The following is a 24666-nucleotide window of genomic DNA, read 5'->3' as shown; positions in this document are numbered from 1 at the left end:
ATCAGAAATAAGTTGTGAAGGTTCTCCCCCAGGGGGCGCACTCTCCTCCAGCGGGGCTGACGATTGCGGGCTCTTTGAGTCGACTTCCTCTTTCTCTAGACGAGGCAGAAGCAATCTTTATCTAGTTGATGTTGCCTAGGACGGTTGTGGCAAAGACGCCATTTTAAGTTTTTGGTACTCATAAGCACTTTTTCTCCGCCAGCAATTTAATGCAGACTGTCATATGGTATCAGGCTTTAGTAAAGAACCATAATCCCCGCCATCGAATTCTGGCAACAGGTCCCGAAGTTTTATCACCTGGAAAACGATCTCCAAGGGATAGGAGACAGCTTCTACCAACGGTAGTTTGCCAACTACTGGTCAGGTGGGTATAAAGCGGCGATCTCCCTAACTTTTGCCTGCTCTATTTGGTCAGTAATTTGGTCAGTAAGAGCCTCTTCGCTTAAATTTATTGTCCAATTACGAGCCATGGTACTGATACCCCTGCTTAAAAATAGCTCTTGCTGTTTCGGCCACTAATCGGGGGATTTTGATTATGGGACCCCTTACTCCCAAAAAAAGCAAAAACTTAGAGGGTATGATAGCAAAGATGAGTCGGCTTTCGATGGAAGTATTGATGGGCCAGTGTGCTCTTTCCAAGTCGAGTATTTATCGTTATCTCAATAGCTAATAGCTCCACGTGGGTGAGGCCATTAAGCATTAAGTAGCTACGATGGTTCAGACGGTTTTTATCTTTTCGGAGGAACTTGGTGAAGATAGTCGTATTTAACGGCAAGGGAGGAGTTGGGAAAAGTACCATCGCCGCCAATTTAGCCGTCATTTCTGCCAGTCCCCTGCTTGATGCAGATCCCCAGGCAACTTGTTGTTACTGGGCCGATCGCCGTGGGTCTAATAGTCCCGAAGTTGTGGATGTGTCTTTGGGTCGGGTGGCAATTCGGTTGAAAGCGCTAGAAAGAGCGATTGTTGATTTACCCGGTGCCTCTGTGCCCGGAGTACATGACGCATTGTCTGTTGCTGATGTGGTTTTGGTGCCAGTGGTGTATGACCAAGCAACGCTAGATGCTTTGCCAGCCACTTTGGAGTTAGCGCGCAATGCCCATCGTCCTACAACAATGTTACTTAATCGACTCCATCCCCGTGCCCATGCAGACGGAATTGTAACTTCCTTAGCTCCGTTAAATGTCCCCATTTGCTTGACCCCAGTGCGAGAACGAGCCAGTCATCGAGATTGGTGGTCCCAGGGGTTAGTGGCTGCTGATTTTCCCGACACCGACGCTGGGGGCGATATTCTGCAAATATGGCAGTGGTTGCAAACACAGAATTATGCCTAAAAAACTATCAGTTCCTGAAATTCGGGTTACGTCGTCAGAACAGCAGGGTCTGTTTGCTCAAGCGGCCGACCCTATCACTCCATTGAAAGAAATTGATATGAACGGCGCCACCCTAATGGAGCTGGAGGATATTGTTAAAGCTGCTCACCAGTCTTTCCAGTCCCATTTAGGGGATGCACTGCAAGCTGGCTTAATTGCCGGCAAAGCGTTGTTAACGGCGAAACAACAGTTTACTTACAATCGCCAAACTGGGGGTTTTCGAGGTTGGCTAGAACGAATTGAGGTAAGCAAATCCACCGCCTATCGATATATTGAACTTGCCACAAACGAGCCAATTGTGTCCCAGGCTGGGACACTTTCGGAAGCGATGGAACGATTAGCCCAACATCGGGCAGAACAGCGGGCCCTGAAGGCAGGGGAAGAACAAGTAGAGGTCAAAAAACGTCGGGTGACTCTCAAGTTGAGTAATGAGCGTGATCAGAAGCTGGAAAGCATTGCCAAAAGTCGGGGGGGGGATGTGTCAGCTTTGATAAAGGAAATTGTTGAGCAATGGTTAGCCAATGAGCAGGATAGCTAAATTCCTCAGCCTTTCTAGAAAGAACAATTCCCATGGGCACTGCCACTAGATATACGGTCAGCATTGCCAGGTCTGGGCTCCGTCTGCGGGAGTCTCGTATTATTGCCGACTTACTCCTACAGAAAATTAGTGATGGGGATTGGCAGAGGAAAATTCTGGAGGAAAACGTTCTTCAAATTGGCAATGTTGAATCGATAAAAAGGATTGCTCACCTACTACGTTCCCGTATAGAGCCCCTAGGGGAGTCATTATGGTTACTGATTCGGGATGGCGACGCCTCCCATTGACCATCTCGAACATCAGTTTGGGGATCATTAAGGGACTGACGAAGAAACATCCATCGCTTAGGGTCTCATCCAATAATTAGCTGGAGAACCGCCAAGACCTGATCCACAAAACTAGGGGGAAGGACTTCTCCCGTATCCCGCCACCAACGCAAACTTAAATCCACAGTGCGGATTTGCTCAGCAATAACCGATCCTTGTACCCGATAACCATCAGGAAGGACAACCAACGTCTGAATTTCTGGCTTAATGGTATTCGTAATTGGGGAAACAATGATCAAGCCATTGCGGGCCTTATTAAAGGCAGTATGGCTCAAAACCAGACATGGCCGCGCCTCTCCCATTTGTTCTCGCCCCTGGGTGGGATTGAGGTTTAAGCGAATTACCGCCCCCCGTTCAGGATATTGCGGGACGGTTGAGGTCATAACCATTCCTGGCCGGTCGCCTCACTCTCCACAAAATCGGACACATCACCGGGATAGGTAAAATCGGCAGGAATAGATGTCAAAAGTGCCTCCAATGACCCAGGGGAAGACCGTTTACGAATCATCAGCCCCTGCTCCGTTTCCACCAAATCCACCACCGTTGATTCATCAAACCCCCAACTGATGGCCAAGGGGTGCGGAATGCGTAACCCGATGCTATTTCCCCACTTTTTGAGCCGGACTTCCATTAGCCCCTCCTGAGTTATACAAAATATAATTACTCAATTCTAATCCCAAGCCCCCTCAGATTAATGCCCGCTTCAAATACATTAAGCAATTTGTATCTTTTGGGATACAATAGGGGGATGATTGAAATCCGGCAAACAGAAACCTATGCCCGTTGGTTTAAGTCTTTGCGGGATTGCCAGGCAAAAGCCCGAATTGATATTCGTATTCGCCGTCTATCCTTGGTTAATGCTGGGGACGTTAAGTCGGTAGGGGGTGGGGTTTCAGAACTTCGGATTAACTACGGCCCCGGCTATCGCATCTATTTCACCCAGCAGGGAGAACAGTTAATTATTTTGTTGGCTGGCGGCGACAAGCAGACCCAATCCAATGACATCACCATTGCCCGTGATTTAGCCAAAGAACTATAAGGTCAATTCAATGGAAACCCTTAAAACTATCCCTTGGGATGCCGCCGATCACCTAGAAAGCCGTGAAGACATGGCCGCTTATCTCGAAGCCGCCCTTGAAGAAGGAGACCCTGCTCTAATCCTCGTAGCGCTGGGAGACATAGCCCGTTCCAAAGGGATGACACTGATTGCAAAGGAAACAGGATTGGGACGGGAAAGCCTCTATAAAGCCCTATCTGCCAATGGAAATCCTGAATTTGTAACGGTTTTGAAAGTCATGGAAGCCCTAGGACTACGCCTCCAAGCCACGACACTCTAAGGGAAGGTAATGTTACCTCGGACAGTTGTAGTGCCCTAATAGCCTTGACAAAGCCACGCTTCCTTCGCTGGCAATGGGAAGAGGCAACCGTGACCACATCAGCAATCCGGTTGACTAAAAAAATAGTCCGCATAATAATCAGGGGTCGATTTTGCCATTCTTTTCCTCCATCACTGCGGTGGTTACTCCACTGACCAAGCCGGCGGAGACATCTAATCCATAGAGGGTCTCCCTTTAGCCTCTTCATCGACTGTCCTATCGATTTTGCTTATAGCTCATATCCAAAACCCAGTAAGGTTTCTTGCCCATTACATTCCATATCTTGTGGATCAAGCAATTTCTAGGGTGCCCATTGTTTAACTCAGGTTTAACATAACTCTTTTAAAGAAGAGGTGTGACAGGGGACGCGGCTAGAATCCCGTTCAAACCAGCGTTCCATAATGATTTTGGCTGGGTCGTCGGGGGGAGAGTCTACGAGGGCATAAATGCGCTGACGTCCCCCATTGATCCGGTATTGTTTCCCTGTCATTTTCAAGCCCATTAATCCCAGCAATCGTTGGGCAACGGCGATGGGGGTGTCCCGTTCGGGATTGATGGATTGATTGAGAATAGCCTTAATGTCATCACGGAACTGACAGATATGCTCAAACCAGTCCCGTAAGCTTTCCGAGGTATGGGCGGAACCGTCGAGGAATTGCCCGATATTGATAATTTCCAGGGTTTTTACCTTGGCGCTGTAGCAGGTGCTGTTAATGTCGGGGGTGAAAGCCTCCCCGGTTTGTTTGGTGAGCTTTTTAACTCGATGGGTATCCCGCTCAGCTAAAAATTCCCGCCCTAGGGTTAAGTAGTAGCGCAACTGCAATTGACCATATAGTCCTTTGTCATCCTGGCTGACCAGTTCCGGGGTGATGTCGTCGGTGAGATACCGTTTGGAGATGGCTGTTTTTTGTTCTGACAATCGTTCTGGCTCACTTTTGGCCCGGGCCCTGCTGATGCGCTCAAATTCTAGATCATCGAGCAGGGGGGCGGCGGCGACCTTTTCGCAGTGTTGCTGATAATTGGCTTCTGTGTAGGCTTTCATAAATTCTCCAACGCTTTTGGCATCGTCGGGGGCATCGGTGGAGAGAATGCTATACCCTTCGGCTTCCAAGCGGCTAAGGATAACATCTCGATATTTTTTAAAGCCATGGTTGTGGAGGGCGCTGTACCTGGCCCAGGTGACCATGTGGCGGGAGCAATGGCCATCTAGGTTGGCGATGGTATCCGCTTGTCCCAAGAGGAGGGAGTTAGCTTTAAAGAGCTTTTGCTGGGAGCTGACCAATATTTTTGGAATGGTGGAGCCGTTGCCAATGCTTTGATTGGAATATTTTTTAATCCAGAGATGACGGGGGAGATCTTCCCGCACCCGGGCCAAGGATTGACAGACAGCTTCAGCGGTTTGACTGCCGGGGGCAAAACAGAAGACGCGGTGGAAATGCCCTTTAACATCAATGCTTACCCCTGTTTCTAGAGTTGGGGAGGCAATAACAATGTCATAGAGGGGAATGATGGCGTTGAGGTTGCCCATTACTCCATAGGCGGGGTGTCCCGGTTCCGCCACTGATTCCGCATCAATGCGTAAAATGTTCAGCTCTGGGAAGGCTCCCGATAGGGTTGTTTCCAGGTTAATAGTGCCCCATTTGCTGCTGACTTTTTGGGCTCCTGTATGAATTATGAGCCGTTCTCCGTTTTGGATACATTCCAAGGCATCGGAAAATAAAGCTTCTGGGGCGTCATAAAGGAAAGCTTTACGGGCACTGGCGGGGTGATATTCGTTCACCAAGACCCAGGGAGCGCACTGGACTGTTAATAGCCCATGGAGGTAATCAAGGCTGATGCGGGTTAGGTCAGCATCACTGAGGACGATTTGCCCGGCTCCATTAAGCAATTGGCTGAGGGTTTCCAGGATGGCGGGGCGATTGCGTTGGCAGGTGACGGAATTGAGTAAGTGCCAGATGACCTGCTCCGCTTCGTCCAAAATGACCAGGGCGTCAGGGTAGCGGCTGGAGTCGAAGGCGGGCTTGGCTTGGGGATGCAGGGAATCAACACACAAGACATAACCATGGAAGGATTCGGCTCCAAATTCCAATTCCGACCGGTAAGGTAATCCAAACCGCTGGGCCAATTCTTTGGCTAATTGTTCCCGGTGGGTGAGGACAATGACGGGCAGTCCTTTGGCGATCGCCTGCTGTACTTGTTGGGCTAAAGCCTCGGTTTTTCCTGTTCCCTTGGCGGCTTTTATGCCTACTAATCGGCTGGTGACATTGGCCAAAATATCCTGGTCTAGGTAGCGGCAATTTACTATCTGGGAGATGAGGGGGGTTAGGTCGGTAAATTCGCTTAGTTTGTGAGCTTCGAGGCTCTGGCGGGCAGAATAAATGCGGTCTAGGCTGGTTTCTCCGTTGCCAACGATGACATCGTCAATACCCTTGGCTAATCCAGCCCAGGTCATGACAGTGACTTTGCATCCCTGGAGCTCCATCAGACACCCTGTGTTGGCGATCGCCTTTCTGACGTTGTGCTTGGTGGTGGGTTTGTTGTCGTTGTCAAAACAGAAGACAAATTCTCGACCCTGTTGGCAAAATGTCTCAAGCTGGGGGATTAGCTGTTTATGGACTAATTCAATTCCCTCGCTATCTTTGGAGCGGTAACCGGAATAAATCCCCGGCAAGCCTAGGGCGGCATAGCCATAACTAAGCAAGGATGCGGTCTTTTTGGCTCCTTCGGTGATGATGATGGGTACGGCGGGGTTATTTTTTACCCATTGCCAGAATGATTGGGCTATCTCTTGGTTAGGGATATGCTCAAGGTCGGGGCACTCTAATCCAGCTTTCTGGGCAATTTGTCGCCATTGATGACGGGTGATTTTTAAGCAAAATGCTTCTGTTGAGGTCTTGGGGGGGTGTTCATATTTAATTAGCTTCCCTTCTTGGGAGAGTCGAGGCTGATCTGGTTTAAAACAGCCCCATTGGGAATCTTCTAGAGTTATGGCATCTAATCCAGAGCAATACCAGCCTCCCTGTTCAAGGTGACGGTATTGGGTCAGTATTCCTTGACTTAATCGTCCATCGTTACGCCGGGGTAGTTTCTCCGAATACAGTAACCATCCGTAGGCGTTATCTAGGCTCTTCAGGTTAGCTTCGATTATCTCAGGGGCGATGCCGCTATTCACCCATTCTTGCCAGTGCTGGGGTCTAACTTTCATTACTCCACCCCCCCTGCATCATTGAGCTGACGTGTTGTATATGTCCCTAAACAGAAGGGTTTTTGCTTCCAAATTTCAGGCAGGGAGGGAGTTCCGTTGATGTTGCCGACACTAAATTTGCCTGTACCCCTTGAATATCGACGGATTAACGATAAGATAGATATCAAGCGGCACCCCCTGCAAATTTTGCTAGTTGCGGCTTGCCGTTTGAGAAATTCAATTTAAAAGCACCGATCGCCCTTGGTTGGTGAGCCTTTAAGACCTTAGGAACCCCTTCTGTGCCGTCCAAAGCGTGAGGGGTTTCTTTGGTTTTAGGTGTTTGTGCGGCGATCAGGGCGATGGAGTGCCCTGTTTCCATGAAATCTCTCCAATAATTTAGATTGTCAGGTTTGTTAGTCTTGTGTCGCCCATGGAATGAATAAAAACTTCTCGAAGTTGGTTTCTATCTACCTTGGCGATTTGGATAGTCTTCAAGAACATTAACACGAGAAAATGTGAAGTTTCTATAAAAATCTTCCCAAATAGATTTCTCTGATAAGGCAGTAATAGTTACAAAGCCTGTTCAGGAAAGGGTTTCCGCTCCTTTGGTTTGCGCTCAAAAACCTCAATATTCCCCTGGTCGAGCATAGAACCTTGCTCAATTTCCCCCCAACTTACCGGCGATCGCCAGCCAAAAAAAGCAATCGGAACTTCCGGAAACTCATTGTGGTGATTCTGCCCACAGACCACTTCTGTTGAAGGGGAATCGAAATCTAATGCCCTATCGCCTAAGCGGGGACGACCCGCTACGGGTAAAAGAAGTGACCCAGATTGGATTGGGCGCACTTATTACATTCGTCGTGAAACAGACCTAGATGTGGAGGAAGAACTTCATCGCCTTAAGCGGGATAATCAAGCCGCCGATAAATCTGAATTGGTGGATTTTCTCCTGTCTGAATGGGTGAAAAGTCAAAAAGGCGAACAGGCGACATTTCACCTTGGCGAAAATGTGGGTCAATGGGAATAAGATTGCAATTTCCTAAAATATTTTGTCCTATAATTGTATTGTTTTTCATGCTTCTCGGTAGTGTTCTTCTGGGTCGGAAAATTTACGCATGGATGAATCTCGCCTAGCAGTTCCATCCTTTTTACTCCCCGCTGACCATTGTTGATGGGATGTTTGGACATAGGTGGCGACAATCGCACTGGGCACAATATAAAAGTCGGGGCGATCGCCGAGGGGCAAAGGGAATTGGAGGCCATGCTCTAAAATTGGACTTATTGCATAGGAATATGAGATGACGAGTGCATTACAGGCGATCGCCAATTTACTGCCTCAATTGTCCGGGGGAGAGCGGGCACAGTTATTGCAGTGGGTGGCCCAGGATTTAGGTGATTTGGCTCCCGGTGTCGAAGTCCACCCCCTAGTCTGTGGTGGTGAGCCTTGCATTGTTCGCACTCGGATTCCTGTTTGGGTATTGGAGCAGGCCAGGCGGCAGGGCTTGAATGATGGGGAAATTTTGCGCTGTTATCCTAGTCTCCGGGCCGAAGATTTGGTTAATGCCTGGGCCTATGTCCGTCGTCATCGATCAGAAGTTGAGGGGCAAATCAACGAGAATGAAGCCCTATGAGTCGATTGTACGGTGACGAAAATTTTCCTATGCCTGTGGTGCAGGCTTTACGTGAACTAGGGCATGATGTACTGACTTGTTTGGATGCGGGGCAAGCCGATAAAGCTATTCCCGACGAGGATGTATTGGCTTTTGCTGTCGCTGAACAAAGGGCAGTGTTGACAATTAATCGTAAGGATTTTATTCGGCTTCATCTACAAAATGAATGCCATTGCGGTATCATTGTTTGTACTTTTAATGCAGATTTCTTAGCACAAGCAAAACAAATTGATGCGGCTTTGGAGCAGATAAGTGAACCCAGCAATCAGCTTATACGAATTAACCGCTTACAGGGATAGTAGTTAAATTGAAAAACTGTCATCGAAATTCAAGGAACAGTTTCTTGGGATTTGTTTGCTTCAAACTCTAAAAAATTTCTCCCCAAAGATTTAATTGTCTCCCCTGTAAACAACTCATCCTGTAGTTTTAAATAATTCCCTTGATTGTAGGGAATTTTGGAATAAGTTTGCCGAAATTCTGGGGAAATTCTCCTTAAAGCCTCTCCTAAGACCGCAATATTTCGCATCACTGCGTCTTGAGTTTTAATATCAGTAAAGAAATTTTCTTCTGTCATATTTGTAGTGAAAGTTACAATGCGACGAGCAAAAATTAGAGCATCCAAAATTGAGGCCAGATCACGATTCATAAATTACCTGAGCACTATTGATAATTGATAAAACTAAATTATTCATCATATACCTCCTAGAAGATCGGTCTATTTTTTAAGATAGGGTCGGCGATCCCCTTTGCCCAGTCTCCCCAAACCGTTTGCCGGTAACTTATCCCGTTCCCCTGCATAAAATAGAATATTCACCGTTGACCATGAACTAATATTGCCGGAGAGAGAACCGTCCTATGTTGCAAGGCTACCGTCGCCACGCTGCCAATCGCCAAAAGTTAGGCATTCCCCCCCTGCCCCTCAACGCCCAGCAGACTACCGAACTATGTGAACTGCTAAAAATCCCCCCGAAGCGGAAAAAGAAGAATTGATGATGTTATTGCGGGATTGGGTTCCCCCTGGGGTGGATGAGGCGGCCTATGTCAAAGCAGGATTCCTCAAGGCGATCGCAGGCGTTCCGGGCTGGTCTTCCGATTGGGCTTCCGTTTGCAGTGCAGACAATGTTTCCTTGGCCATGGCGGTTAACCTCGGGTAGGCATCCTTGACTTTTAACTCTATGTCAAATATCGACAAAGATTACGGTGGAACAAATATTGCTTTATTTGCATAGCATCCACTGCTCTCTACCAATTTGCACCATTCATTTCTCCAAAAAGTCCATAAGGTTCACAGATTATGTACGGTAAATTGCCGTATATTTTGGTAGCATGGTCTCATTCCCCATTGCCAGTTTTGTCCCATGACCCAGATCACCAAGTCCAAAGCCCTGGCTAGGCTGGAAGCCCGGATTAGTCCAGAAACAAAAGCGTTGATGCAAAAGGCGGCGGCCCTGGAGGGCAGATCATTAACTGATTTTGTCGTCGCCAGTGCCCAAGCGGCCGCATTGAAGGTGATTGAACAGCATCAAACTCTCCAATTAACCATTGCCGACAGTCAAGCTTTTGTTGATGCGCTACTACGGCCATCGGAGCCAAATAGTAAGTTAAAAAAAGCCGCCTTGCGTCACCAACAAATAATAGAGATTGATGGTGTTAAAAATTGAACTTCTTGATAGTCGTATCCATCAGCGCTCAGACTTTTACTGTGGAGAAGCATCTCTGGATACCTATATCCAAAAACAAGCTTCCCAAGACCTAAAAAGAAAAATTGCAACAATATTTGTCCTAGTTGATAATCTAGATAAAAAAGTGTTGGGCTACTACACTCTTTCAGCTTATACTGTCAACATTGCTTACTTAGAAACCGACTTTGCTAAAGGATTGCCCCGTTATCCCATGCTACCTGCAACCCTGTTAGGACGTTTAGCTGTTGACCAAAACTACAAAGGCCAGGGACTAGGTGAACTATTATTAATTGATGCCTTAAAAAGAGCTTGGGAAACCTCTCAATTAATTGCTTCCCTTGCCGTCATAGTGGAAGCCCTCAATGACCAGGCTTCTAATTTTTACATCAAATATGGCTTTGTGCCTTTTAATCAACAGCCAAGTAAACTCTATTTAGCAATGAAATCGGTGGAAAGACTCTTTTAGAATGATTTTTTTAGATTAATGTTTACTTTAAAGTAGCAAATATTTTAAGATGAACTACCAAATAAGCGCAAAATTGCATAGTAAATAATTATTTTTTGTGCATCTAGTTCTGGGCATAATTGGTTAAACCGAACCCATAGTAAGCTTTCTAGCTCTACTGCCTCGTTCCCTGGACATCTTTCTTTATACCGTAGCGGCATTACGTAAGGACAATTTTCCATGACCCCAGTTCAGCTAAAAAACTACCTGGAACAACTAGTTGGCAACCAAATTAAAACCAGCACCATGATTTGGGGGCCCCCTGGTATTGGTAAGTCCAGCATTGTGGCACAAATTGCTGAAGAAGGAAAACTGAGGTTCATTGACCTGCGGCTGAGTCAACTAGCACCGACGGATCTACGGGGTTTGCCCGTTGCCATTCCCACTAGCAAAACTAAGCCCCAGACAGGGACTTCTGCTTGGTATCCACCGGAATTTTTACCTAAAGATGGAGCTGGTATTCTCTTCCTCGATGAATTAAATATGGCCCCACCAGCTATGCAAGGGGTAGCCCAACAGTTAATTTTAGATCGTCGGGTGGGTAGCTATGAAGTACCAACGGATTGGTTTATCTGGGCGGCGGGCAATCGAAAGGAAGACCGGGCTTCCGTGTTTGAAATGCCGGCACCTTTAGCAAATCGTTTTTTACACCTGGACGTACAACCGGATTTTGAAAGCTTTAAGCAGTATGCCCTAGAGCAAAAATACCACGAACAGGTTATTGCTTTTCTTTCCTTCCGTCCAGGATTAATTCATAAGTTGGATCTCCAACGACCTGCTTGGCCATCTCCCCGTTCCTGGGCCATAGCCAATGGACTCCACCAAGTCAACTTAGATGTGTCCCCAGCGGTGGGAGAAGGATGCGCCGCTGAATTCAGTGCCTTTGTGCAACTCTATAAAGACCTACCGGATTTGGAAGCTATTTTTCGGGGACAGGGACAGAATATTGGTTTTCCCACCGAACCGTCCAGTGGTTACGCCTCCACCATTGGGCTGGCAGTGCGGGCGAAAGATGCCACCGCAGGGGTTAATGCTTTTCATTGGTTAACGGATAAAGCGGATAGTGAGTGGGTACAGTTATTTGTTACCGATATGGCCGGGCAATTGCGGCGGGCCGGTCACTTGGGAGCATTGTCCATCATGGCGAAAAAAGAACCAAAACTTAAACAGTTCATGCAGGGTTATCAGGAGTTGCTAGCGATATGAGCGATGATTGCCAAGCTCTGCTCAGTGCTACCCGATTGCGGCTACGGATGCAGTCTCCCTTTTTTGCTACCCTCGCTCTGTTTGCCCGTTATTACGTCACTGAAGCAATACCTACCGCTGGTACAGAGGGTAAAAATATCTATTTCAATCCCCATTATCTTGCCCAGCTTACCCCCGCCGAAAGGGACGGGCTATTTCTCCATGAGTTGTTGCACGGAGCATTGTTACACCAAAGCCGTCGGGCCAGTCGTCTGCCGGAGTTGTGGAATATAGCGGCGGATATTGTGGTTAATGGCATGATTGTGGCGGAGGGAAAATTTGTTATTCCCAAGGGGGGTTTACGGGAACCGGAATTAGAAAAATATAGTGTGGAGGAGGTCTATGAGTTACTGATTAAACGGGAAAGTCCCCCGGCTTTACCGATAGCGGATCTGTTGCAGGAAATTCCCAATCTAACTACCCAAAGTGATAGTAATAATAATGACAATGACCTAAATAGTAATGACAGTGAGCCTAATGGTGGGCAATCTTCAGCGAATTCCAGCAAAATCCATAGCCATTCACAGGATGATCAAGAAATCCACCGTAATCGTTTAGAAAGTCCTCGCCACCAGGAGGAGCAGTTGGCTGTCCATTGGCGGAATGCGATCCAACAGGCTACCGTTGTGGCCCGTAGTCAGTTCCAGGGCAATTTACCGGAAGGCTTAGAACGACACTTGGGGGAAATTGGCCAGCCTCAGTTGGATTGGCGCACCTATCTCTGGCGATTTTTAGTCCATACTCCCAATGATTTTCAGGGGTACGATCGCCGTTTTATCCATCAAGGTCTGTATCTGGAAGCTTTGGTGGGGGAAAGTGTTGAAGTTTTTTGTTGCATTGACACCAGTGGTTCGGTGGGGGACGAGGAGATGGGAATTTTCTTGAGTGAGCTGAGGGGTATTTTCGGTTCCTATCCCCAAATAAAATGTTGGCTCTGGTATGCTGATGCGGACTGCTATGGCCCCTATGAGCTAGATAATTTAAACGCAGTACCCAAACCCCAGGGGGGCGGTGGCACGGATTTTCGTCCCTTTTTTACGGCGGTGGATGAAAAGTGGAGCAGGGAAAAACAGGCAGTTATCTGTTACCTCACCGATGGTTATGGCAGTTTTCCCGACCAGGCCCCACCATTGGATACCCTCTGGGTAGTATCACCAGGGGGTAAGAATAGTGACGGTTTTCCCTTTGGGGAGGTGGTACGGTTAAGATCCTAATTGGCAACTATTTGGACAAAGCTATGGAAAAAGTTGTTCTTAAAACCACAAAACAAAGTCAAGGTAATGATTTTTCTTATTGGCAAACACAATCCTATGGGAAGCGACTGGAAGCCCTAGAACAAATCCGTCGAGAGTACCATCAATATAAATACAATGCTGAACCAAGACTTCAAAGAATTTATAGAATTGTTAAACAAAAATCAGGTTAAATATCTTGTCATTGGTGGCTATGCCGTAGCTATCCATGGACATCCTCGCTATACCAAAGATATTGATATCTGGGTAGAAATAGGTGAAAACTACTTATGGCATTGGCACGGTTTGGATTTAATAGTTTGGGGATAAATGCAGAGGATTTTCAAGCTCCCGACCAACAAGAGATAAAGCAATTAAAAGAAATCCAGATTTTTAGCTAATAATTAAACAACAGTAAAGATAATGTGAAATATAGCCAAAGTAGGAATTTAAATGATTATTTCATAGTTTGAAATCTTTAGGATTCGCGTTTTACTCCATGATGTTAACTGCCAAAGTATTAAAGCAGACATTCGCTTTTTGTGTAATCTCAAGTAGAAAACAAGTAATTCGATGGAGTCTGTCAAAGTATGAGTGAACATCGGAATCGAGTGGCGGATTTCTGGGATGGGTACATTTCAGCTTGGCTTGATGGAGATAACATGTTTGATGCTTGGCTTGAGAAGCAATGACCTTCCATAACCAGAGACCTCACTTCATGGCAAGAATCCTATAAAGGCAAGGGTAAAGGGGCACTAGACCTAACCTGCTTCCCCGACCCTTTTACCGGGGATCTTCGTGGCATAAATGGCGAACCCTCATTGGTGGTACTCGGGCTAAATCCTGGTGTTGGCTATCCTGAGCTTCAGTCCCGGGATGGTGTCTGGGCCAATCGTATACGGCAGACATCTTTCAGCAAATGCTTTGATCGTAGTCCCCCTGGCGATCAAGCTTGGCTCAAGCTCCATGTGAAAGAAAGTCCCTATTGGCGCAGTCTAATGAGTTTTGGTCAACGTTGCTGTGGCAACAATTTTGAGTTCAGCCAAATTCTCAATTTTGAACTTTATCCGTGGCATTCCTCTGCCCTAACATCAGCACTTAATTGTCCACCTTCTATAATTGACCTCTATGTTTTCCAGCCCCTTGCGGAAGTTCAAACTCGACACATCTTTGCGTTTGGGAAGCCGTGGGACAAAGTTTTTCAGGGTCTTGGTTTGACAGAAGTTCGACGCTATGGAGACGGTTTTCAGCCGTTGCCTGGAGTATCAACACCGGGTTGGACAGTGGTCATATTCCGTTCTGCCCTAATGACGGTACCAATTATTGTTAGTTGGCAACAGGGTTATGCTGGGCCACCAGGCAAACCACGTCTTCAAGCTCTACGGGCGATCATTGAGAATGAAGGTTAACGTAACATTGTTTTTGATGAAGTTATAGTTAACAAAGCTCAAATAGTAATTGTTGTTTCTAGCGCTTTTTTGATATACAAATAAAAACCAGAGATTTTCTTAAAATCTTCACCAAAAACAGCTTTGTTGATTTTACTGTTTCTTGTATTCTCAACAATATGCCAAGGTAAATCTTGCTCGTATTGCTTCAATATCTGCAAGTAATCAAAAACGCCTATTCTTTTCGTGTCTGCATTAAGCTGAAAATCGTACATCCCTAATTTGATAAAAATCCATGAAGCTTGACTATAAGATGTATCGCCAATAGTCACCTCGTCGGTTTTGTTATACCACTGACTCAATGCTTTATTGAAGTCTGATTTTGAATAAAATGTGGTACCTTTCTCAAAAAAAGTTGGGGAATTCATTTTAAGCACTAACAAAAAAATGTTAACAATTTAAATATTTGGTGGGAGACCTATCACCTTTTTTAAAATAATGAGATATATTACCATTGATGTAATCTTGCATTTCTGTAGCTACTTTTCCTTCAAAGAACCAGCGCTGACGACCTACATCGGTCACTTTACCGGAAAAATCCCAGCGGTCAATGCGATAAACTTGTAGGACAACCCCTTTGAAGGCAGCAAAGCCGTACTCTGCTTTTTCTCTCCTATGGCCAAGAATCCAGTCACTCCGGGTTATATCATAAATTTCTTGTTGGCTAAGATTGGTAGAGTAAGTTTTATTAAGACGAAAAATAATAGCAGGCTCAGTAATAGTAATAGCCTGAGTAATTTCTGGTTTATGTTTAGGAGAAAAATAGTGTTTGTAGCTCATAAAGTTAAACTTAAAGGTTATATTCATTTACTTTTTACAAAATTTGACTACATCAAACTTAACCTCCAAACTTTTTTCAGGGTCTTGATGTAAAAGTTTTGATTTTGTTCAACTATTGCTGGTGTCCAAGTCGAATAGCTTAAAATTCTGGTTGTAATGGGGAATGTTACGCTTCCTTTCTTTTGAAAATACTCTTTTTTCTTGATTTCAAAGCTTAAATTACTGCCGGATGAGTTTTTCTTTTGAGAGAGCAAAGCCAGATTGCCTAAACGATTGACCCAAATTGCATGATTTTCTTCATTCCATCCTAAGCTTTTCCATTCCAGGGTTAGGCTTTGGGGAAGAACGTGTTCTATTGTAAGGGTTTTACTTTTTAAGCTTTCACTCTGGCCACTTTCAGCTAAAGCAGAATCTAAGCGGAGTAAAATGTACTTTCTTCGAGTTTTATCCTTGTAAATATCTCCCTCAAGAACTTTTTTAATTAGTTCATCTTGCTTTTCTATATCGAGAGCTTTCTCAAGGGTGTCAATTGCTTCCCCCGCACTTTCTAGTGTCGCAAGAATAACTGGTCTGTAAGCACGGGCTCGGGCATTAATATCAAATCTCAAAAACATTATTGCAGCCGCATACCTTTCTAGTTCCACCAGAAATTTTAAAAGTTTAGTTGATTCATTTCTGTATCTGATCATGAAGGATATTAAGGGAGCTTTCCAATCATCATTATCAATTAGGTTAAGCCAACCAAGATAATTGTTAATTGAATCTTGTATTTCCAGATCTTCACATTCAAAGTTTTGATTATTAATAATTTCTAAAACTTTTGAGGAAGGAAGTAATAGCTCATCAACGAACTTAAAGACATGGTCTTTTGGATATTTTTCTTCATATTTTGGCAAAACTCTTTTTCTATATTCAGTCAAGATGCTCTTGCTAGGTCTTTCCTGATACTCAATCCTAAAAATATATGCAAAAAGAGACTCAAATTGACTTCGCCCTAAATCTCCCTCCATACTATCCCAAATTTCTGTATATTCTTTGCGTTTTTTCCCATCATCCATTTTGGAAATAATTTCTGCCTTAAGAATATCATTATGAGTTAAGTTTAATCCACGACTATTGATGGTTGAAAATATACGGTATGCCTTTTCAAAATCATTGGTGCTTACAACCACCAAATGACAGCATTTTAATATATTTCCTAGTAATTTAGTAAGCCACTGATCTTTATCCTGATCACTAATTTCTTTAAGTTTATTTTTTAATTGTTTGTCAAAGAAAATTGCATTATCTCTCATCTTGATTTGGCTGTCAGAATCAAATCCTGAATCCTGTTTGATTAAGTTTTCTATTCCACCAGGAGTATATATATTGTCAGCAAAGAACTGATTATCTTGTTTTCTAGTGGTAAGCCCTGGTCTTTTTTGACCATCGAAGTCTTCTTCAAAAAATAAATTTTCAATTTTTGAGTATGCTGTACTTGAAGGAGAAAGATGGTGACGGATAACGGCAAACAGGATTGTTAAGGTTGTGAGTCTTTGTTGTCCATCAACAACTTCTGCCTCTGGTTTGTTTTCTGATTTCACTAGAACCATGCTACCTAAAAAGTATTCTGGTTCCTCTTCTTCCTTTTGATCTAATGCATTAATCAAATCATTCCAAAATTCTTCTGCTTGATCATTCGTCCATGCATAGGGGCGCTGATATTCTGGAATCTTGAATTGATAGTCTTTAGGGGAAAAAACATTTCTTAGTGGATGTTCTAGGGCATAAATTGTCATAATTTCTCTTGCCTAAATTTAAGCTAAATGATTAAGTGGATGATATAGCTAAGCACCACCGAGGATTTTGGCTATAATCCAGATGAGGGCAAAGATTAGTCCGAAGATAAGCCAGAACATGAATTTGAATAGTTCTGCCATAATTTTAATCCTCTGGGATGATGTTTTGTCGTTGCTCCAGATTAGCCTGGGCTTTTTGTCGTACGAGACGATTCCCATCCAGCAATAGTTTTTGCAGAGTGGCATCGGGGGTTTTGGGGTGTTCTGCTATGGCACACCGTTCTAGCCAATCCCGACTGCGGTAGTTTTTGGCAAGGGCACCGGTGGGACAATGGGGAGAACGGAAGGCAATGAGACGAGGGTAGGTGGGAATAGAACTCTTGGTGAACTGTTCCAAGAAGGAATCCACGATTAAATCTGCGGGTGGGCAATTCAGATTCGATGCCACGCCCCTGCGTACATCTGAATTATTATCTAATGCAAGTTGGGTCAGTACCTCCACCGGGCAATTCGGATTCGATGCCACGCCCCTGCGTACATCTGAATTATTATCTAATGCAAGTTGGGTCAGTACCTCCACCGGGCAATTCGGATTCGATGCCACGCCCCTGCGTACATCTGAATTATTATCTAATGCAAGTTGGGTCAGTACCTCCACCGGGCAATTCGGATTCGATGCCACGCCCCTGCGTACATCTGAATTATTATCTAATGCAAGTTGGGTCAGTACCTCCACCGGGCAATTCAGATTCAATGCTATGCCCCTGCGCACATATGAATCATCTAATGCAAGTTGGGTCAGTACCTCCACTGGACAATTCGGATTCAATGTTACGTCTATGCGTACATCTGAATTATTATCTAGTGCAAGTTGGGTCAGTAGCTTCAACCTTAGCTCCACTGGACAATTCGGATTCAATGTTATGCCTATGCGTACATCTGAATTATTATCTAGTGCAAGTTGGGTCAGTACATCCACCGGGCAATTCAGATTCAATGTTATGCCTATGCGTACATCTGAATTATTATCTAGTGCAAGTTGGGTCAGTACATCCACCGGGCAATTTGGATTCGATGCCACGTCCCTGCGTACCCTGTAATCATCATCTAGTGCAAGTTGGGTCAGTACCTCTACCGGGCAATTCAGATTCGATGCCACGTCCCTGCGCACATATGAATTATTATCTAGTGCAAATTGGGTCAGTACATCCACCGGACAATTTGGATTCTCCGCTACACAAATGCGTACCCAGCAACCATCATCTAGTGCAAGTTGGGTCAGTAGCTTCAGCCTTAGCTCCACCGGACAATTTGGATTCTTCGCTACACAAATGCGTACATCTAAATCATCATCTAGTGCGAGTTGAGCCAGTACATCCACCGGACAATTCGGATGCGATGCTATGCGCCTGCGTATCCAGTAATTCAAACAAACTAAATCCTTTAACTCCGGCCAGAAATACCTAAAAAAATCCGTTACCCGTTCATTTTCTTTCTCCGGTACTCGCCGCTTTAACCCCTGCTCTTCCCAGCTTGGTTCGACCTCTACTCCACTATTAACATGGAGCTTGGCCGCTATAACCACATCCCAATCCCCATGCTCGGTCAACCCCTGGACCACCTCCGCCGGCACATTCGGGTTAATCAACAACGACTGCAACGTATTTTCATCACCATTGGTAGCCGCCCAGCGCAGAAAACTAACCGGAGCCACTTCCCGCTTCAGCAAACTATTGAGGGAAGACTTGGGAAACTCCGACAACAGATTGGGATTTTCGATCAATAAAATATCGAACACCGGATTGTCCAACAACTGCTCCGGGAACAGGGAACCCAGTTTTAGTAACACCTCCGTCGGCGTATTGGGATTACTGACCAGAGCTTTAAGCAGGGGCTTGTCGCTGGTGTGGCTCAGCTCCTCCAACAAATCCGGTGGGGCCATATAATTAGCCGCTACTAGCTTGGCCAGTTTGGGGTCTTGGGCCAGTTCCCTTAGACGGTCTAGACTGGTGGACTCAGATTGGGCTTCGGCCTTGGGAGTAAGCTTTTTAAGTTTAGGCATAGGAATATAACAATAAACCTAATCTAATTGTGCCAGTGACTGCTGTTTTAGAGTCAAAAAATATAAGCAGTAATTTCGTTTGATAAAAAGCAAAATATATGGCAGTGGTCTCCTAACAAGGGAGGTTTCTGTAACTACGTGAGTGGAGTGTCCCATCAATAGTGATGGCAGTGAGAAGCAAATCCTATTACCAGGGCTGTAAGGTGGCCCCGAAAAAGTGGACAGGGGAGAAAGCTCTAAACTAAAAACTGCAACCGGGGAAAACAATCATGGCTGATTCTCAAATAGCTGTTTTTAGCGCTACTGGTGGGGTTCAGTTTAGACTTGGAGATGATGTTAACTGGCGCTGGTGGGCTGGCGGCGTGTTTCAGTCCCGATCGCCGGGATTAGTAGAAGGAAAGAATCCTTGCGAGTATAAGTCATACAGACGGAGTTTCAGTCCCGATCGCCGGGATTAGTAGAAGGAAAGATGAAGAAATATTGGCAGTGTGGGAGGGACTAGTTTCAGTCCCGATCGCCGGGATTAGTAGAAGGAAAGCTACGGCTAGGTATGCACCATCACTGGAAAAATCGTTTCAGTCCCGATCGCCGGGATTAGTAGAAGGAAAGATTGCCGACCGTTCAGGACAATATGCTGGGAGCGATGGTTTCAGTCCCGATCGCCGGGATTAGTAGAAGGAAAGCTGTTGGCGAAACAGGAAAAATCTACGTAACAGAAGAGTTTCAGTCCCGATCGCCGGGATTAGTAGAAGGAAAGAAGTATTAAAGGAGTTGGGCGGTGGCTAGTAACAGTGTTTCAGTCCCGATCGCCGGGATTAGTAGAAGGAAAGAATCGAGTGATTTTTGAAGAATCATTAATGGAAGTTTCAGTCCCGATCGCCGGGATTAGTAGAAGGAAAGGTTAACTATTCCTTCTAGCCATGCTTAACATTGCCCGTTTCAGTCCCGATCGCCGGGATTAGTAGAAGGAAAGTTTGCCGGGAATACCATCAATTTCCCCCTGGTAGTGTTTCAGTCCCGATCGCCGGGATTAGTAGAAGGAAAGTTTGCCGGGAATACCATCAATTTCCCCCTGGTAGTGTTTCAGTCCCGATCGCCGGGATTAGTAGAAGGAAAGCCGAAAAGGGACACCACCTATCCCCGAAAAGGGAGTTTCAGTCCCGATCGCCGGGATTAGTAGAAGGAAAGACCACTCGACGATCAGATCTTCATCAATCAACCGAAGTTTCAGTCCCGATCGCCGGGATTAGTAGAAGGAAAGTCGGAGCCAGGCCCACCAAAAGCCGCTTGGTAGGATTGTTTCAGTCCCGATCGCCGGGATTAGTAGAAGGAAAGCCGACTTTTGGATCGATTAGAATCCGACGATGGCTAAAGTTTCAGTCCCGATCGCCGGGATTAGTAGAAGGAAAGTAGTTTTTGTCGTTAGCTTTCGTTCCAACTTTGGTTTCAGTCCCGATCGCCGGGATTAGTAGAAGGAAAGGGACCAGACTGCGTAGCGGCGTTTGAACCTTACTTGTTTCAGTCCCGATCGCCGGGATTAGTAGAAGGAAAGCCGCTTAACCTCAATGGACAGGGCAGGATGGCCCAACAAATGTTTCAGTCCCGATCGCCGGGATTAGTAGAAGGAAAGCTAGCCTGGTATTTTGCAGTTAAAAGTCCCAATCTTTGTTTCAGTCCCGATCGCCGGGATTAGTAGAAGGAAAGCCGCTTAACCTCAATGGACAGGGCAGGATGGCCCAACAAATGTTTCAGTCCCGATCGCCGGGATTAGTAGAAGGAAAGCTAGCCTGGTATTTTGCAGTTAAAAGTCCCAATCTTTGTTTCAGTCCCGATCGCCGGGATTAGTAGAAGGAAAGTTATCGGATTCTCCTTTGGTGGTGGAATCTCTGCATCGTTTCAGTCCCGATCGCCGGGATTAGTAGAAGGAAAGGAGGATATCCTTAAGGGCTTCCGTGCCAGCTTTGGTTTCAGTCCCGATCGCCGGGATTAGTAGAAGGAAAGCCCGTAGGCGTCATTACCCAGGAGGGAAACCCGAGTTTCAGTCCCGATCGCCGGGATTAGTAGAAGGAAAGTTTCATTCCCAAAGCCTTATGACCAGCTTAGCCAGTTGGTTTCAGTCCCGATCGCCGGGATTAGTAGAAGGAAAGCCAGGCTTTCCCTACCTGTCCGATGGCGTGACATACAGTTTCAGTCCCGATCGCCGGGATTAGTAGAAGGAAAGTAAACCAAGTAGAAACGAGGCAGAATCATTATGGAGTTTCAGTCCCGATCGCCGGGATTAGTAGAAGGAAAGAGAGCAAAGTTAGCATCGAAGGAAGCACGATAATCGTTTCAGTCCCGATCGCCGGGATTAGTAGAAGGAAAGGATCAGTTTCGGTTGCCTTATGCCAAAGATCTAATGTTTCAGTCCCGATCGCCGGGATTAGTAGAAGGAAAGATTGGGGGATCTGGCAGGGATCTGGCCCCCTCACGTTTCAGTCCCGATCGCCGGGATTAGTAGAAGGAAAGTTGAATCCAAATGGCAACGCCGGAAGCTGATTGTTTCAGTCCCGATCGCCGGGATTAGTAGAAGGAAAGTCGGGGGCGTAGGTTTCTTCCACCACATCTGGAATGTTTCAGTCCCGATCGCCGGGATTAGTAGAAGGAAAGATAGCGATGCCCGATTCTCTCCAGCTTCTTCAGCAGTTTCAGTCCCGATCGCCGGGATTAGTAGAAGGAAAGTAGACATTGTTGAAGAACTTGGACTGATGGAAGAAGTTTCAGTCCCGATCGCCGGGATTAGTAGAAGGAAAGAACGGGCTGGGTCTGGAACCGGAATTCGTGTCTATTGTTTCAGTCCCGATCGCCGGGATTAGTAGAAGGAAAGTCAAGTCTTCTTGAATCGACAACAATTTAACCTCGTTTCAGTCCCGATCGCCGGGATTAGTAGAAGGAAAGCTTGTTTTGTTGCGCTTTCTCTAGCAACTTGCTATGTTTCAGTCCCGATCGCCGGGATTAGTAGAAGGAAAGAGCCAGCGGCTTTTCCACCAGGAAAATTAGGGCAAGGTTTCAGTCCCGATCGCCGGGATTAGTAGAAGGAAAGCCAAGCTGTTATTGACTTAATCGAGTCTGTCCGCAAGTTTCAGTCCCGATCGCCGGGATTAGTAGAAGGAAAGCACCTCCATGCTTGCTATGTTGCCTGGGATGGCAAGTTTCAGTCCCGATCGCCGGGATTAGTAGAAGGAAAGCACCTCCATGCTTGCTATGTTGCCTGGGATGGCAAGTTTCAGTCCCGATCGCCGGGATTAGTAGAAGGAAAGGCTAGCACCGTTAATCAAAACACGACCAATCTAATGTTTCAGTCCCGATCGCCGGGATTAGTAGAAGGAAAGTATTAAAATCTTTTGAGCAATATTTAGCCATATATCGTTTCAGTCCCGATCGCCGGGATTAGTAGAAGGAAAGCCACCACCACCACCACGATTAATCAGCAATTATTAGTTTCAGTCCCGATCGCCGGGATTAGTAGAAGGAAAGCTGATAGATCGTAGCGGAATGCTATGGGATGCCTTAGTTGTTTCAGTCCCGATCGCCGGGATTAGTAGAAGGAAAGTTCTGAGGTTCTTTCTAAAATTCTTCCCTATATTTTGGTTTCAGTCCCGATCGCCGGGATTAGTAGAAGGAAAGCCACATTCATCGCTACAGACTTAGAAGGTAGTTACGAGTTTCAGTCCCGATCGCCGGGATTAGTAGAAGGAAAGCTAGCCTTTGGTACTAGCTGAAGCAAAATCTGTGTTTCAGTCCCGATCGCCGGGATTAGTAGAAGGAAAGATGGCACTAGATACTAACTCAAACCTAATTAGGATTAGTTTCAGTCCCGATCGCCGGGATTAGTAGAAGGAAAGAGGCATTGAAAGCGACCGCCAGGGGCACAACAATCGTTTCAGTCCCGATCGCCGGGATTAGTAGAAGGAAAGACCGCCCCCTCCGACCCCTTACGGGGAAAGTGGAGGAAAGCAGACTTTGGCAAACCTTCCAGAATATCTTTCCAAAATCAGCCAGACCTTCAAAATAGTACGCAGTCTGAATGCGTGAAAGTATTGATTTTTCAAGGTTCAGAAGCAATTTGGCAACCCCCCCAGGGAAAAGGCCCTCGCTATAGGTATGCCAAAATTTGAAGAATGACTTCTTAGATAATAATACTACCAGGTTTTTCTGGTTGGGGAGTCCCGTAGGTAATCGTGCGTTGCACCGTATTTTCATCCAACACATAAATACAAACTGCATCCTCATCAAGTTTAATCAACTTCTCCATCGCCGTTTGTAACTTAGCAAACTGCTTGACTGACAAAAAACACTCAAACACACTGAACTGTCGCCATTTGCCATAGCCCGATAAGAGATCAAACAAACGAGTTCGTCGTTTATTACCCGCCTTTGTAGCCGGGACATCATAAATAATCAAATAAAGCATTTTTTAGTCGTCAAAACACAACTGATAACTGTTATCTGATAACCAGTGGCTCATAAACCACTCCCTCCTGTAAATGTCTTGCCAACAAACGGGCCTGTAACTCAATCGCCCTCCGGTAGGTACACTTATAGTTAAAAATCGGATGCTTGAACTCACTCGATAACTTTCGATCAAAAGCCCCCAAAAAAGTTTTAGTGGCGCTATCTGTTAAGCGAAAAGCTCCCAAACTTTCCGTAAAATCTTGTCTTTGGATTTCCCGTTGCTTCAACACTGTTAACACCACACTATCCGCCACCAAAGCACGAAACTCTTCCATCAAATCTAGTATCATCGCCGGTTGTCCCCGGGTTGTCTCATGGAGAAAGCCAATGTATGGATCAAGCCCTGCAATATGTACAGCCGCTGTCACCTGAGTCCGTAATAGCCCATAACCAAAACTGAGCAAGGCATTTACCGGGTCAGTGGGGGGACGACGAAACCGCCCCGTAAATGTCCATTCATGCCCTAACATTTCCTGCCAACTGGCAAAATATTCCCGGGCCGCTAACCCTTCAATACCCCTCACCTGTTCCAGGGTTTGTTGTCGCATCACTAATTTTCCCCTACCCTTCAACGGATTATCCACCTGGCCCCGGCGATAAAGTAAATTATATTGATTGTGAACTTTTCCCTTCACAAAAGCCTTGACAATATCTAGCCGCTGAATCGGGTCTTCATGGGCTCGAAACTGGGCTAATCGTAACTGACCATTGCGGGACTCACTTGGTAAAGCCGAGCCAACATACTTCCCAAATTGGGTCAAATAATGGACGGGCAAACCTAGTTCTAGAGCATAACCCAATGCCTCCCCTGTTATGCTGGGATAACCCAATAAAACAATATCTTCTAGGGTTTGGGCTGGGATCGGCTGTTTTTTCCAGCTACCATCCTCTTGTTTGAGGGCCACATGGAACGCCTCATGTTTTTTGCTTAAAACCGCATCAGGTTGAGTCAAGTAAAGTGTAGACATGATTAGTG

Annotated in this window: 27 protein-coding genes, 1 pseudogene and 1 CRISPR repeat array; of the genes and pseudogenes, 15 read left to right on the top strand and 13 right to left on the bottom strand. The window is 45.8% G+C overall.

Features of this window, described 5'->3' with window-relative positions; all coding sequences use genetic code 11:
* Positions 1–749 precede the first annotated feature (749 nt).
* From C7I86_RS16920 to C7I86_RS16910, 3 genes are read left to right on the top strand one after another with little or no spacing between them, the layout of a single operon-like run.
* Positions 750–1331 carry a hypothetical protein gene (locus C7I86_RS16920; RefSeq protein ID WP_011153713.1) on the top strand — a complete coding sequence of 194 codons (582 nt, stop codon included), beginning with the start codon at positions 750–752 and terminating at the stop codon, positions 1329–1331.
* A complete protein-coding gene (locus C7I86_RS16915) occupies positions 1324–1908 on the top strand; it encodes a hypothetical protein (RefSeq protein WP_011153712.1) in 585 nt (194 codons plus the stop codon). The genes C7I86_RS16920 and C7I86_RS16915 overlap by 8 nt, the downstream gene beginning before the upstream one ends.
* A 32-nt stretch (positions 1909–1940) precedes the next feature.
* Complete coding sequence (locus C7I86_RS16910; RefSeq protein ID WP_011153711.1) at positions 1941–2195, top strand: BrxA family protein; 255 nt, start codon at positions 1941–1943, stop codon at positions 2193–2195.
* A gap of 65 nt (positions 2196–2260) precedes the next feature.
* Here C7I86_RS16910 and C7I86_RS16905 read toward each other — a convergent pair whose 3' ends face one another.
* A complete protein-coding gene (locus C7I86_RS16905) occupies positions 2261–2623 on the bottom strand; it encodes a type II toxin-antitoxin system PemK/MazF family toxin (protein WP_011153710.1) in 363 nt (120 codons plus the stop codon).
* The gene (locus C7I86_RS16900; RefSeq protein WP_242018640.1) at positions 2614–2808 is read right to left on the bottom strand and encodes an AbrB/MazE/SpoVT family DNA-binding domain-containing protein; all 195 of its coding nucleotides are present in this window, start codon (positions 2806–2808) and stop codon (positions 2614–2616) included. Before C7I86_RS16900 ends, C7I86_RS16905 begins: the two co-directional genes overlap by 10 nt.
* Positions 2809–2982: 174 nt before the next feature.
* Between C7I86_RS16900 and C7I86_RS16895 the strand changes: the two genes are divergently transcribed.
* Positions 2983–3273: a type II toxin-antitoxin system RelE/ParE family toxin gene (locus tag C7I86_RS16895; RefSeq protein ID WP_011153708.1), complete on the top strand. Its 291-nt coding sequence runs from the start codon at positions 2983–2985 to the stop codon at positions 3271–3273.
* A 10-nt stretch (positions 3274–3283) separates the two neighbouring features.
* Positions 3284–3571, top strand: a complete 288-nt coding sequence (locus C7I86_RS16890; RefSeq protein ID WP_011153707.1) for an addiction module antidote protein — start codon at positions 3284–3286, stop codon at positions 3569–3571.
* A 367-nt stretch (positions 3572–3938) separates the two neighbouring features.
* Here the strand turns inward: C7I86_RS16890 and C7I86_RS16885 are convergent, their stop codons facing one another.
* The 3 genes from C7I86_RS16885 to C7I86_RS16875 form a co-directional block, all read right to left on the bottom strand.
* A complete protein-coding gene (locus tag C7I86_RS16885; protein WP_011153706.1) occupies positions 3939–6815 on the bottom strand; it encodes a plasmid replication protein, CyRepA1 family in 2877 nt (958 codons plus the stop codon).
* Positions 6816–6978: 163 nt separating this feature from the next.
* On the bottom strand, positions 6979–7173 hold the full coding sequence (locus tag C7I86_RS16880; protein ID WP_011153705.1) for a hypothetical protein: 195 nt from the start codon (positions 7171–7173) through the stop codon (positions 6979–6981).
* A 191-nt stretch (positions 7174–7364) separates the two neighbouring features.
* Entirely contained in the window at positions 7365–7640 is a 276-nt protein-coding gene (locus C7I86_RS16875; RefSeq protein ID WP_011153704.1) for a hypothetical protein, read from the bottom strand.
* Positions 7641–7671: 31 nt separating this feature from the next.
* Here C7I86_RS16875 and C7I86_RS18810 point away from each other — a divergent pair, with 31 nt between their 5' ends.
* Entirely contained in the window at positions 7672–7821 is a 150-nt protein-coding gene (locus C7I86_RS18810) for a hypothetical protein (protein WP_158299053.1), read from the top strand.
* Positions 7822–7866: 45 nt separating this feature from the next.
* Here C7I86_RS18810 and C7I86_RS18805 read toward each other — a convergent pair whose 3' ends face one another.
* Positions 7867–8040 carry a hypothetical protein gene (locus C7I86_RS18805; protein ID WP_158299052.1) on the bottom strand — a complete coding sequence of 58 codons (174 nt, stop codon included), beginning with the start codon at positions 8038–8040 and terminating at the stop codon, positions 7867–7869.
* A gap of 52 nt (positions 8041–8092) precedes the next feature.
* On the opposite strand from C7I86_RS18805, the gene C7I86_RS16870 reads away from it, so the two are divergent.
* Positions 8093–8425 (top strand): DUF433 domain-containing protein, encoded by a 333-nt coding sequence (locus C7I86_RS16870; protein WP_011153703.1) that lies wholly within the window; start codon positions 8093–8095, stop codon positions 8423–8425.
* Positions 8422–8763: a DUF5615 family PIN-like protein gene (locus tag C7I86_RS16865; RefSeq protein ID WP_011153702.1), complete on the top strand. Its 342-nt coding sequence runs from the start codon at positions 8422–8424 to the stop codon at positions 8761–8763. Before C7I86_RS16870 ends, C7I86_RS16865 begins: the two co-directional genes overlap by 4 nt.
* A gap of 29 nt (positions 8764–8792) precedes the next feature.
* On the opposite strand, the gene C7I86_RS16860 is transcribed toward C7I86_RS16865, so the two are convergent.
* The gene (locus tag C7I86_RS16860; RefSeq protein ID WP_011153701.1) at positions 8793–9110 is read right to left on the bottom strand and encodes a DUF86 domain-containing protein; all 318 of its coding nucleotides are present in this window, start codon (positions 9108–9110) and stop codon (positions 8793–8795) included.
* Positions 9111–9319: 209 nt separating this feature from the next.
* On the opposite strand from C7I86_RS16860, the pseudogene C7I86_RS16855 reads away from it, so the two are divergent.
* The 7 genes and pseudogenes from C7I86_RS16855 to C7I86_RS16820 all read left to right on the top strand — a co-directional run bounded on the left by C7I86_RS16855 (position 9320) and on the right by C7I86_RS16820 (position 14537).
* A pseudogene (locus C7I86_RS16855) lies at positions 9320–9618 on the top strand (hypothetical protein).
* Positions 9619–9822: 204 nt separating this feature from the next.
* Positions 9823–10125, top strand: a complete 303-nt coding sequence (locus C7I86_RS16850) for a DUF1778 domain-containing protein (RefSeq protein WP_011153700.1) — start codon at positions 9823–9825, stop codon at positions 10123–10125.
* The gene (locus C7I86_RS16845; protein ID WP_011153699.1) at positions 10109–10612 is read left to right on the top strand and encodes a GNAT family N-acetyltransferase; all 504 of its coding nucleotides are present in this window, start codon (positions 10109–10111) and stop codon (positions 10610–10612) included. The genes C7I86_RS16850 and C7I86_RS16845 overlap by 17 nt, the downstream gene beginning before the upstream one ends.
* A gap of 219 nt (positions 10613–10831) precedes the next feature.
* Complete coding sequence (locus tag C7I86_RS16840; protein WP_011153698.1) at positions 10832–11857, top strand: ATP-binding protein; 1026 nt, start codon at positions 10832–10834, stop codon at positions 11855–11857.
* Positions 11854–13110 (top strand): VWA-like domain-containing protein, encoded by a 1257-nt coding sequence (locus C7I86_RS16835; RefSeq protein ID WP_011153697.1) that lies wholly within the window; start codon positions 11854–11856, stop codon positions 13108–13110. The genes C7I86_RS16840 and C7I86_RS16835 overlap by 4 nt, the downstream gene beginning before the upstream one ends.
* 156 nt (positions 13111–13266) lie before the next feature.
* Complete coding sequence (locus tag C7I86_RS16825) at positions 13267–13458, top strand: hypothetical protein (RefSeq protein WP_051045132.1); 192 nt, start codon at positions 13267–13269, stop codon at positions 13456–13458.
* A 494-nt stretch (positions 13459–13952) separates the two neighbouring features.
* Complete coding sequence (locus C7I86_RS16820) at positions 13953–14537, top strand: hypothetical protein (protein WP_011153696.1); 585 nt, start codon at positions 13953–13955, stop codon at positions 14535–14537.
* Between the two features lie 38 nt (positions 14538–14575).
* Here C7I86_RS16820 and C7I86_RS16815 read toward each other — a convergent pair whose 3' ends face one another.
* From C7I86_RS16815 to cas1d, 6 genes are all read right to left on the bottom strand, one after another.
* A complete protein-coding gene (locus C7I86_RS16815) occupies positions 14576–14944 on the bottom strand; it encodes a hypothetical protein (RefSeq protein WP_199303580.1) in 369 nt (122 codons plus the stop codon).
* Positions 14945–14966: 22 nt separating this feature from the next.
* On the bottom strand, positions 14967–15356 hold the full coding sequence (locus tag C7I86_RS16810; protein ID WP_223211241.1) for a hypothetical protein: 390 nt from the start codon (positions 15354–15356) through the stop codon (positions 14967–14969).
* A gap of 47 nt (positions 15357–15403) precedes the next feature.
* Positions 15404–17134 carry a DUF262 domain-containing protein gene (locus tag C7I86_RS16805; RefSeq protein ID WP_011153693.1) on the bottom strand — a complete coding sequence of 577 codons (1731 nt, stop codon included), beginning with the start codon at positions 17132–17134 and terminating at the stop codon, positions 15404–15406.
* 145 nt (positions 17135–17279) lie between these two features.
* On the bottom strand, positions 17280–19196 hold the full coding sequence (locus C7I86_RS16800) for a hypothetical protein (RefSeq protein ID WP_011153692.1): 1917 nt from the start codon (positions 19194–19196) through the stop codon (positions 17280–17282).
* A gap of 364 nt (positions 19197–19560) precedes the next feature.
* Positions 19561–23152: a CRISPR direct-repeat array (repeat unit 37 nt; unit sequence GTTTCAGTCCCGATCGCCGGGATTAGTAGAAGGAAAG).
* Between the two features lie 212 nt (positions 23153–23364).
* Positions 23365–23649, bottom strand: a complete 285-nt coding sequence (gene cas2 / locus C7I86_RS16795) for a CRISPR-associated endonuclease Cas2 (RefSeq protein ID WP_011153686.1) — start codon at positions 23647–23649, stop codon at positions 23365–23367.
* A gap of 31 nt (positions 23650–23680) precedes the next feature.
* Complete coding sequence (gene cas1d, locus C7I86_RS16790; protein WP_011153685.1) at positions 23681–24658, bottom strand: type I-D CRISPR-associated endonuclease Cas1d; 978 nt, start codon at positions 24656–24658, stop codon at positions 23681–23683.
* Positions 24659–24666 lie beyond the last annotated feature (8 nt).

The organism is Synechocystis sp. IPPAS B-1465, from assembly GCF_003015225.1.
Classification (GTDB): Bacteria; Cyanobacteriota; Cyanobacteriia; order Cyanobacteriales; family Microcystaceae; genus Synechocystis.
Note: the sequence above shows the minus strand (reverse complement) of the source record. Positions and strands in the feature narration are given on the sequence as shown.

What these genes read in the sequence shown, in the direction of transcription:
- C7I86_RS16915 (WP_011153712.1), top strand. Translation starts at nt 1,324, where the DNA reads ATGCCTAAAAAACTATCAGTTCCTGAAATTCGGGTTACGTCGTCAGAA.
- C7I86_RS16910 (WP_011153711.1), top strand. Translation starts at nt 1,941, where the DNA reads ATGGGCACTGCCACTAGATATACGGTCAGCATTGCCAGGTCTGGGCTC.
- C7I86_RS16905 (WP_011153710.1), bottom strand. Translation starts at nt 2,623, where the DNA reads ATGGTTATGACCTCAACCGTCCCGCAATATCCTGAACGGGGGGCGGTA.
- C7I86_RS16895 (WP_011153708.1), top strand. Translation starts at nt 2,983, where the DNA reads ATGATTGAAATCCGGCAAACAGAAACCTATGCCCGTTGGTTTAAGTCT.
- C7I86_RS16890 (WP_011153707.1), top strand. Translation starts at nt 3,284, where the DNA reads ATGGAAACCCTTAAAACTATCCCTTGGGATGCCGCCGATCACCTAGAA.
- C7I86_RS16885 (WP_011153706.1), bottom strand. Translation starts at nt 6,815, where the DNA reads ATGAAAGTTAGACCCCAGCACTGGCAAGAATGGGTGAATAGCGGCATC.
- C7I86_RS16880 (WP_011153705.1), bottom strand. Translation starts at nt 7,173, where the DNA reads ATGGAAACAGGGCACTCCATCGCCCTGATCGCCGCACAAACACCTAAA.
- C7I86_RS16870 (WP_011153703.1), top strand. Translation starts at nt 8,093, where the DNA reads ATGACGAGTGCATTACAGGCGATCGCCAATTTACTGCCTCAATTGTCC.
- C7I86_RS16865 (WP_011153702.1), top strand. Translation starts at nt 8,422, where the DNA reads ATGAGTCGATTGTACGGTGACGAAAATTTTCCTATGCCTGTGGTGCAG.
- C7I86_RS16860 (WP_011153701.1), bottom strand. Translation starts at nt 9,110, where the DNA reads ATGAATCGTGATCTGGCCTCAATTTTGGATGCTCTAATTTTTGCTCGT.
- C7I86_RS16850 (WP_011153700.1), top strand. Translation starts at nt 9,823, where the DNA reads ATGACCCAGATCACCAAGTCCAAAGCCCTGGCTAGGCTGGAAGCCCGG.
- C7I86_RS16845 (WP_011153699.1), top strand. Translation starts at nt 10,109, where the DNA reads ATGGTGTTAAAAATTGAACTTCTTGATAGTCGTATCCATCAGCGCTCA.
- C7I86_RS16840 (WP_011153698.1), top strand. Translation starts at nt 10,832, where the DNA reads ATGACCCCAGTTCAGCTAAAAAACTACCTGGAACAACTAGTTGGCAAC.
- C7I86_RS16835 (WP_011153697.1), top strand. Translation starts at nt 11,854, where the DNA reads ATGAGCGATGATTGCCAAGCTCTGCTCAGTGCTACCCGATTGCGGCTA.
- C7I86_RS16825 (WP_051045132.1), top strand. Translation starts at nt 13,267, where the DNA reads ATGCTGAACCAAGACTTCAAAGAATTTATAGAATTGTTAAACAAAAAT.
- C7I86_RS16815 (WP_199303580.1), bottom strand. Translation starts at nt 14,944, where the DNA reads ATGAATTCCCCAACTTTTTTTGAGAAAGGTACCACATTTTATTCAAAA.
- C7I86_RS16810 (WP_223211241.1), bottom strand. Translation starts at nt 15,356, where the DNA reads ATGAGCTACAAACACTATTTTTCTCCTAAACATAAACCAGAAATTACT.
- C7I86_RS16805 (WP_011153693.1), bottom strand. Translation starts at nt 17,134, where the DNA reads ATGACAATTTATGCCCTAGAACATCCACTAAGAAATGTTTTTTCCCCT.
- C7I86_RS16800 (WP_011153692.1), bottom strand. Translation starts at nt 19,196, where the DNA reads ATGCCTAAACTTAAAAAGCTTACTCCCAAGGCCGAAGCCCAATCTGAG.
- cas2 (WP_011153686.1), bottom strand. Translation starts at nt 23,649, where the DNA reads ATGCTTTATTTGATTATTTATGATGTCCCGGCTACAAAGGCGGGTAAT.
- cas1d (WP_011153685.1), bottom strand. Translation starts at nt 24,658, where the DNA reads ATGTCTACACTTTACTTGACTCAACCTGATGCGGTTTTAAGCAAAAAA.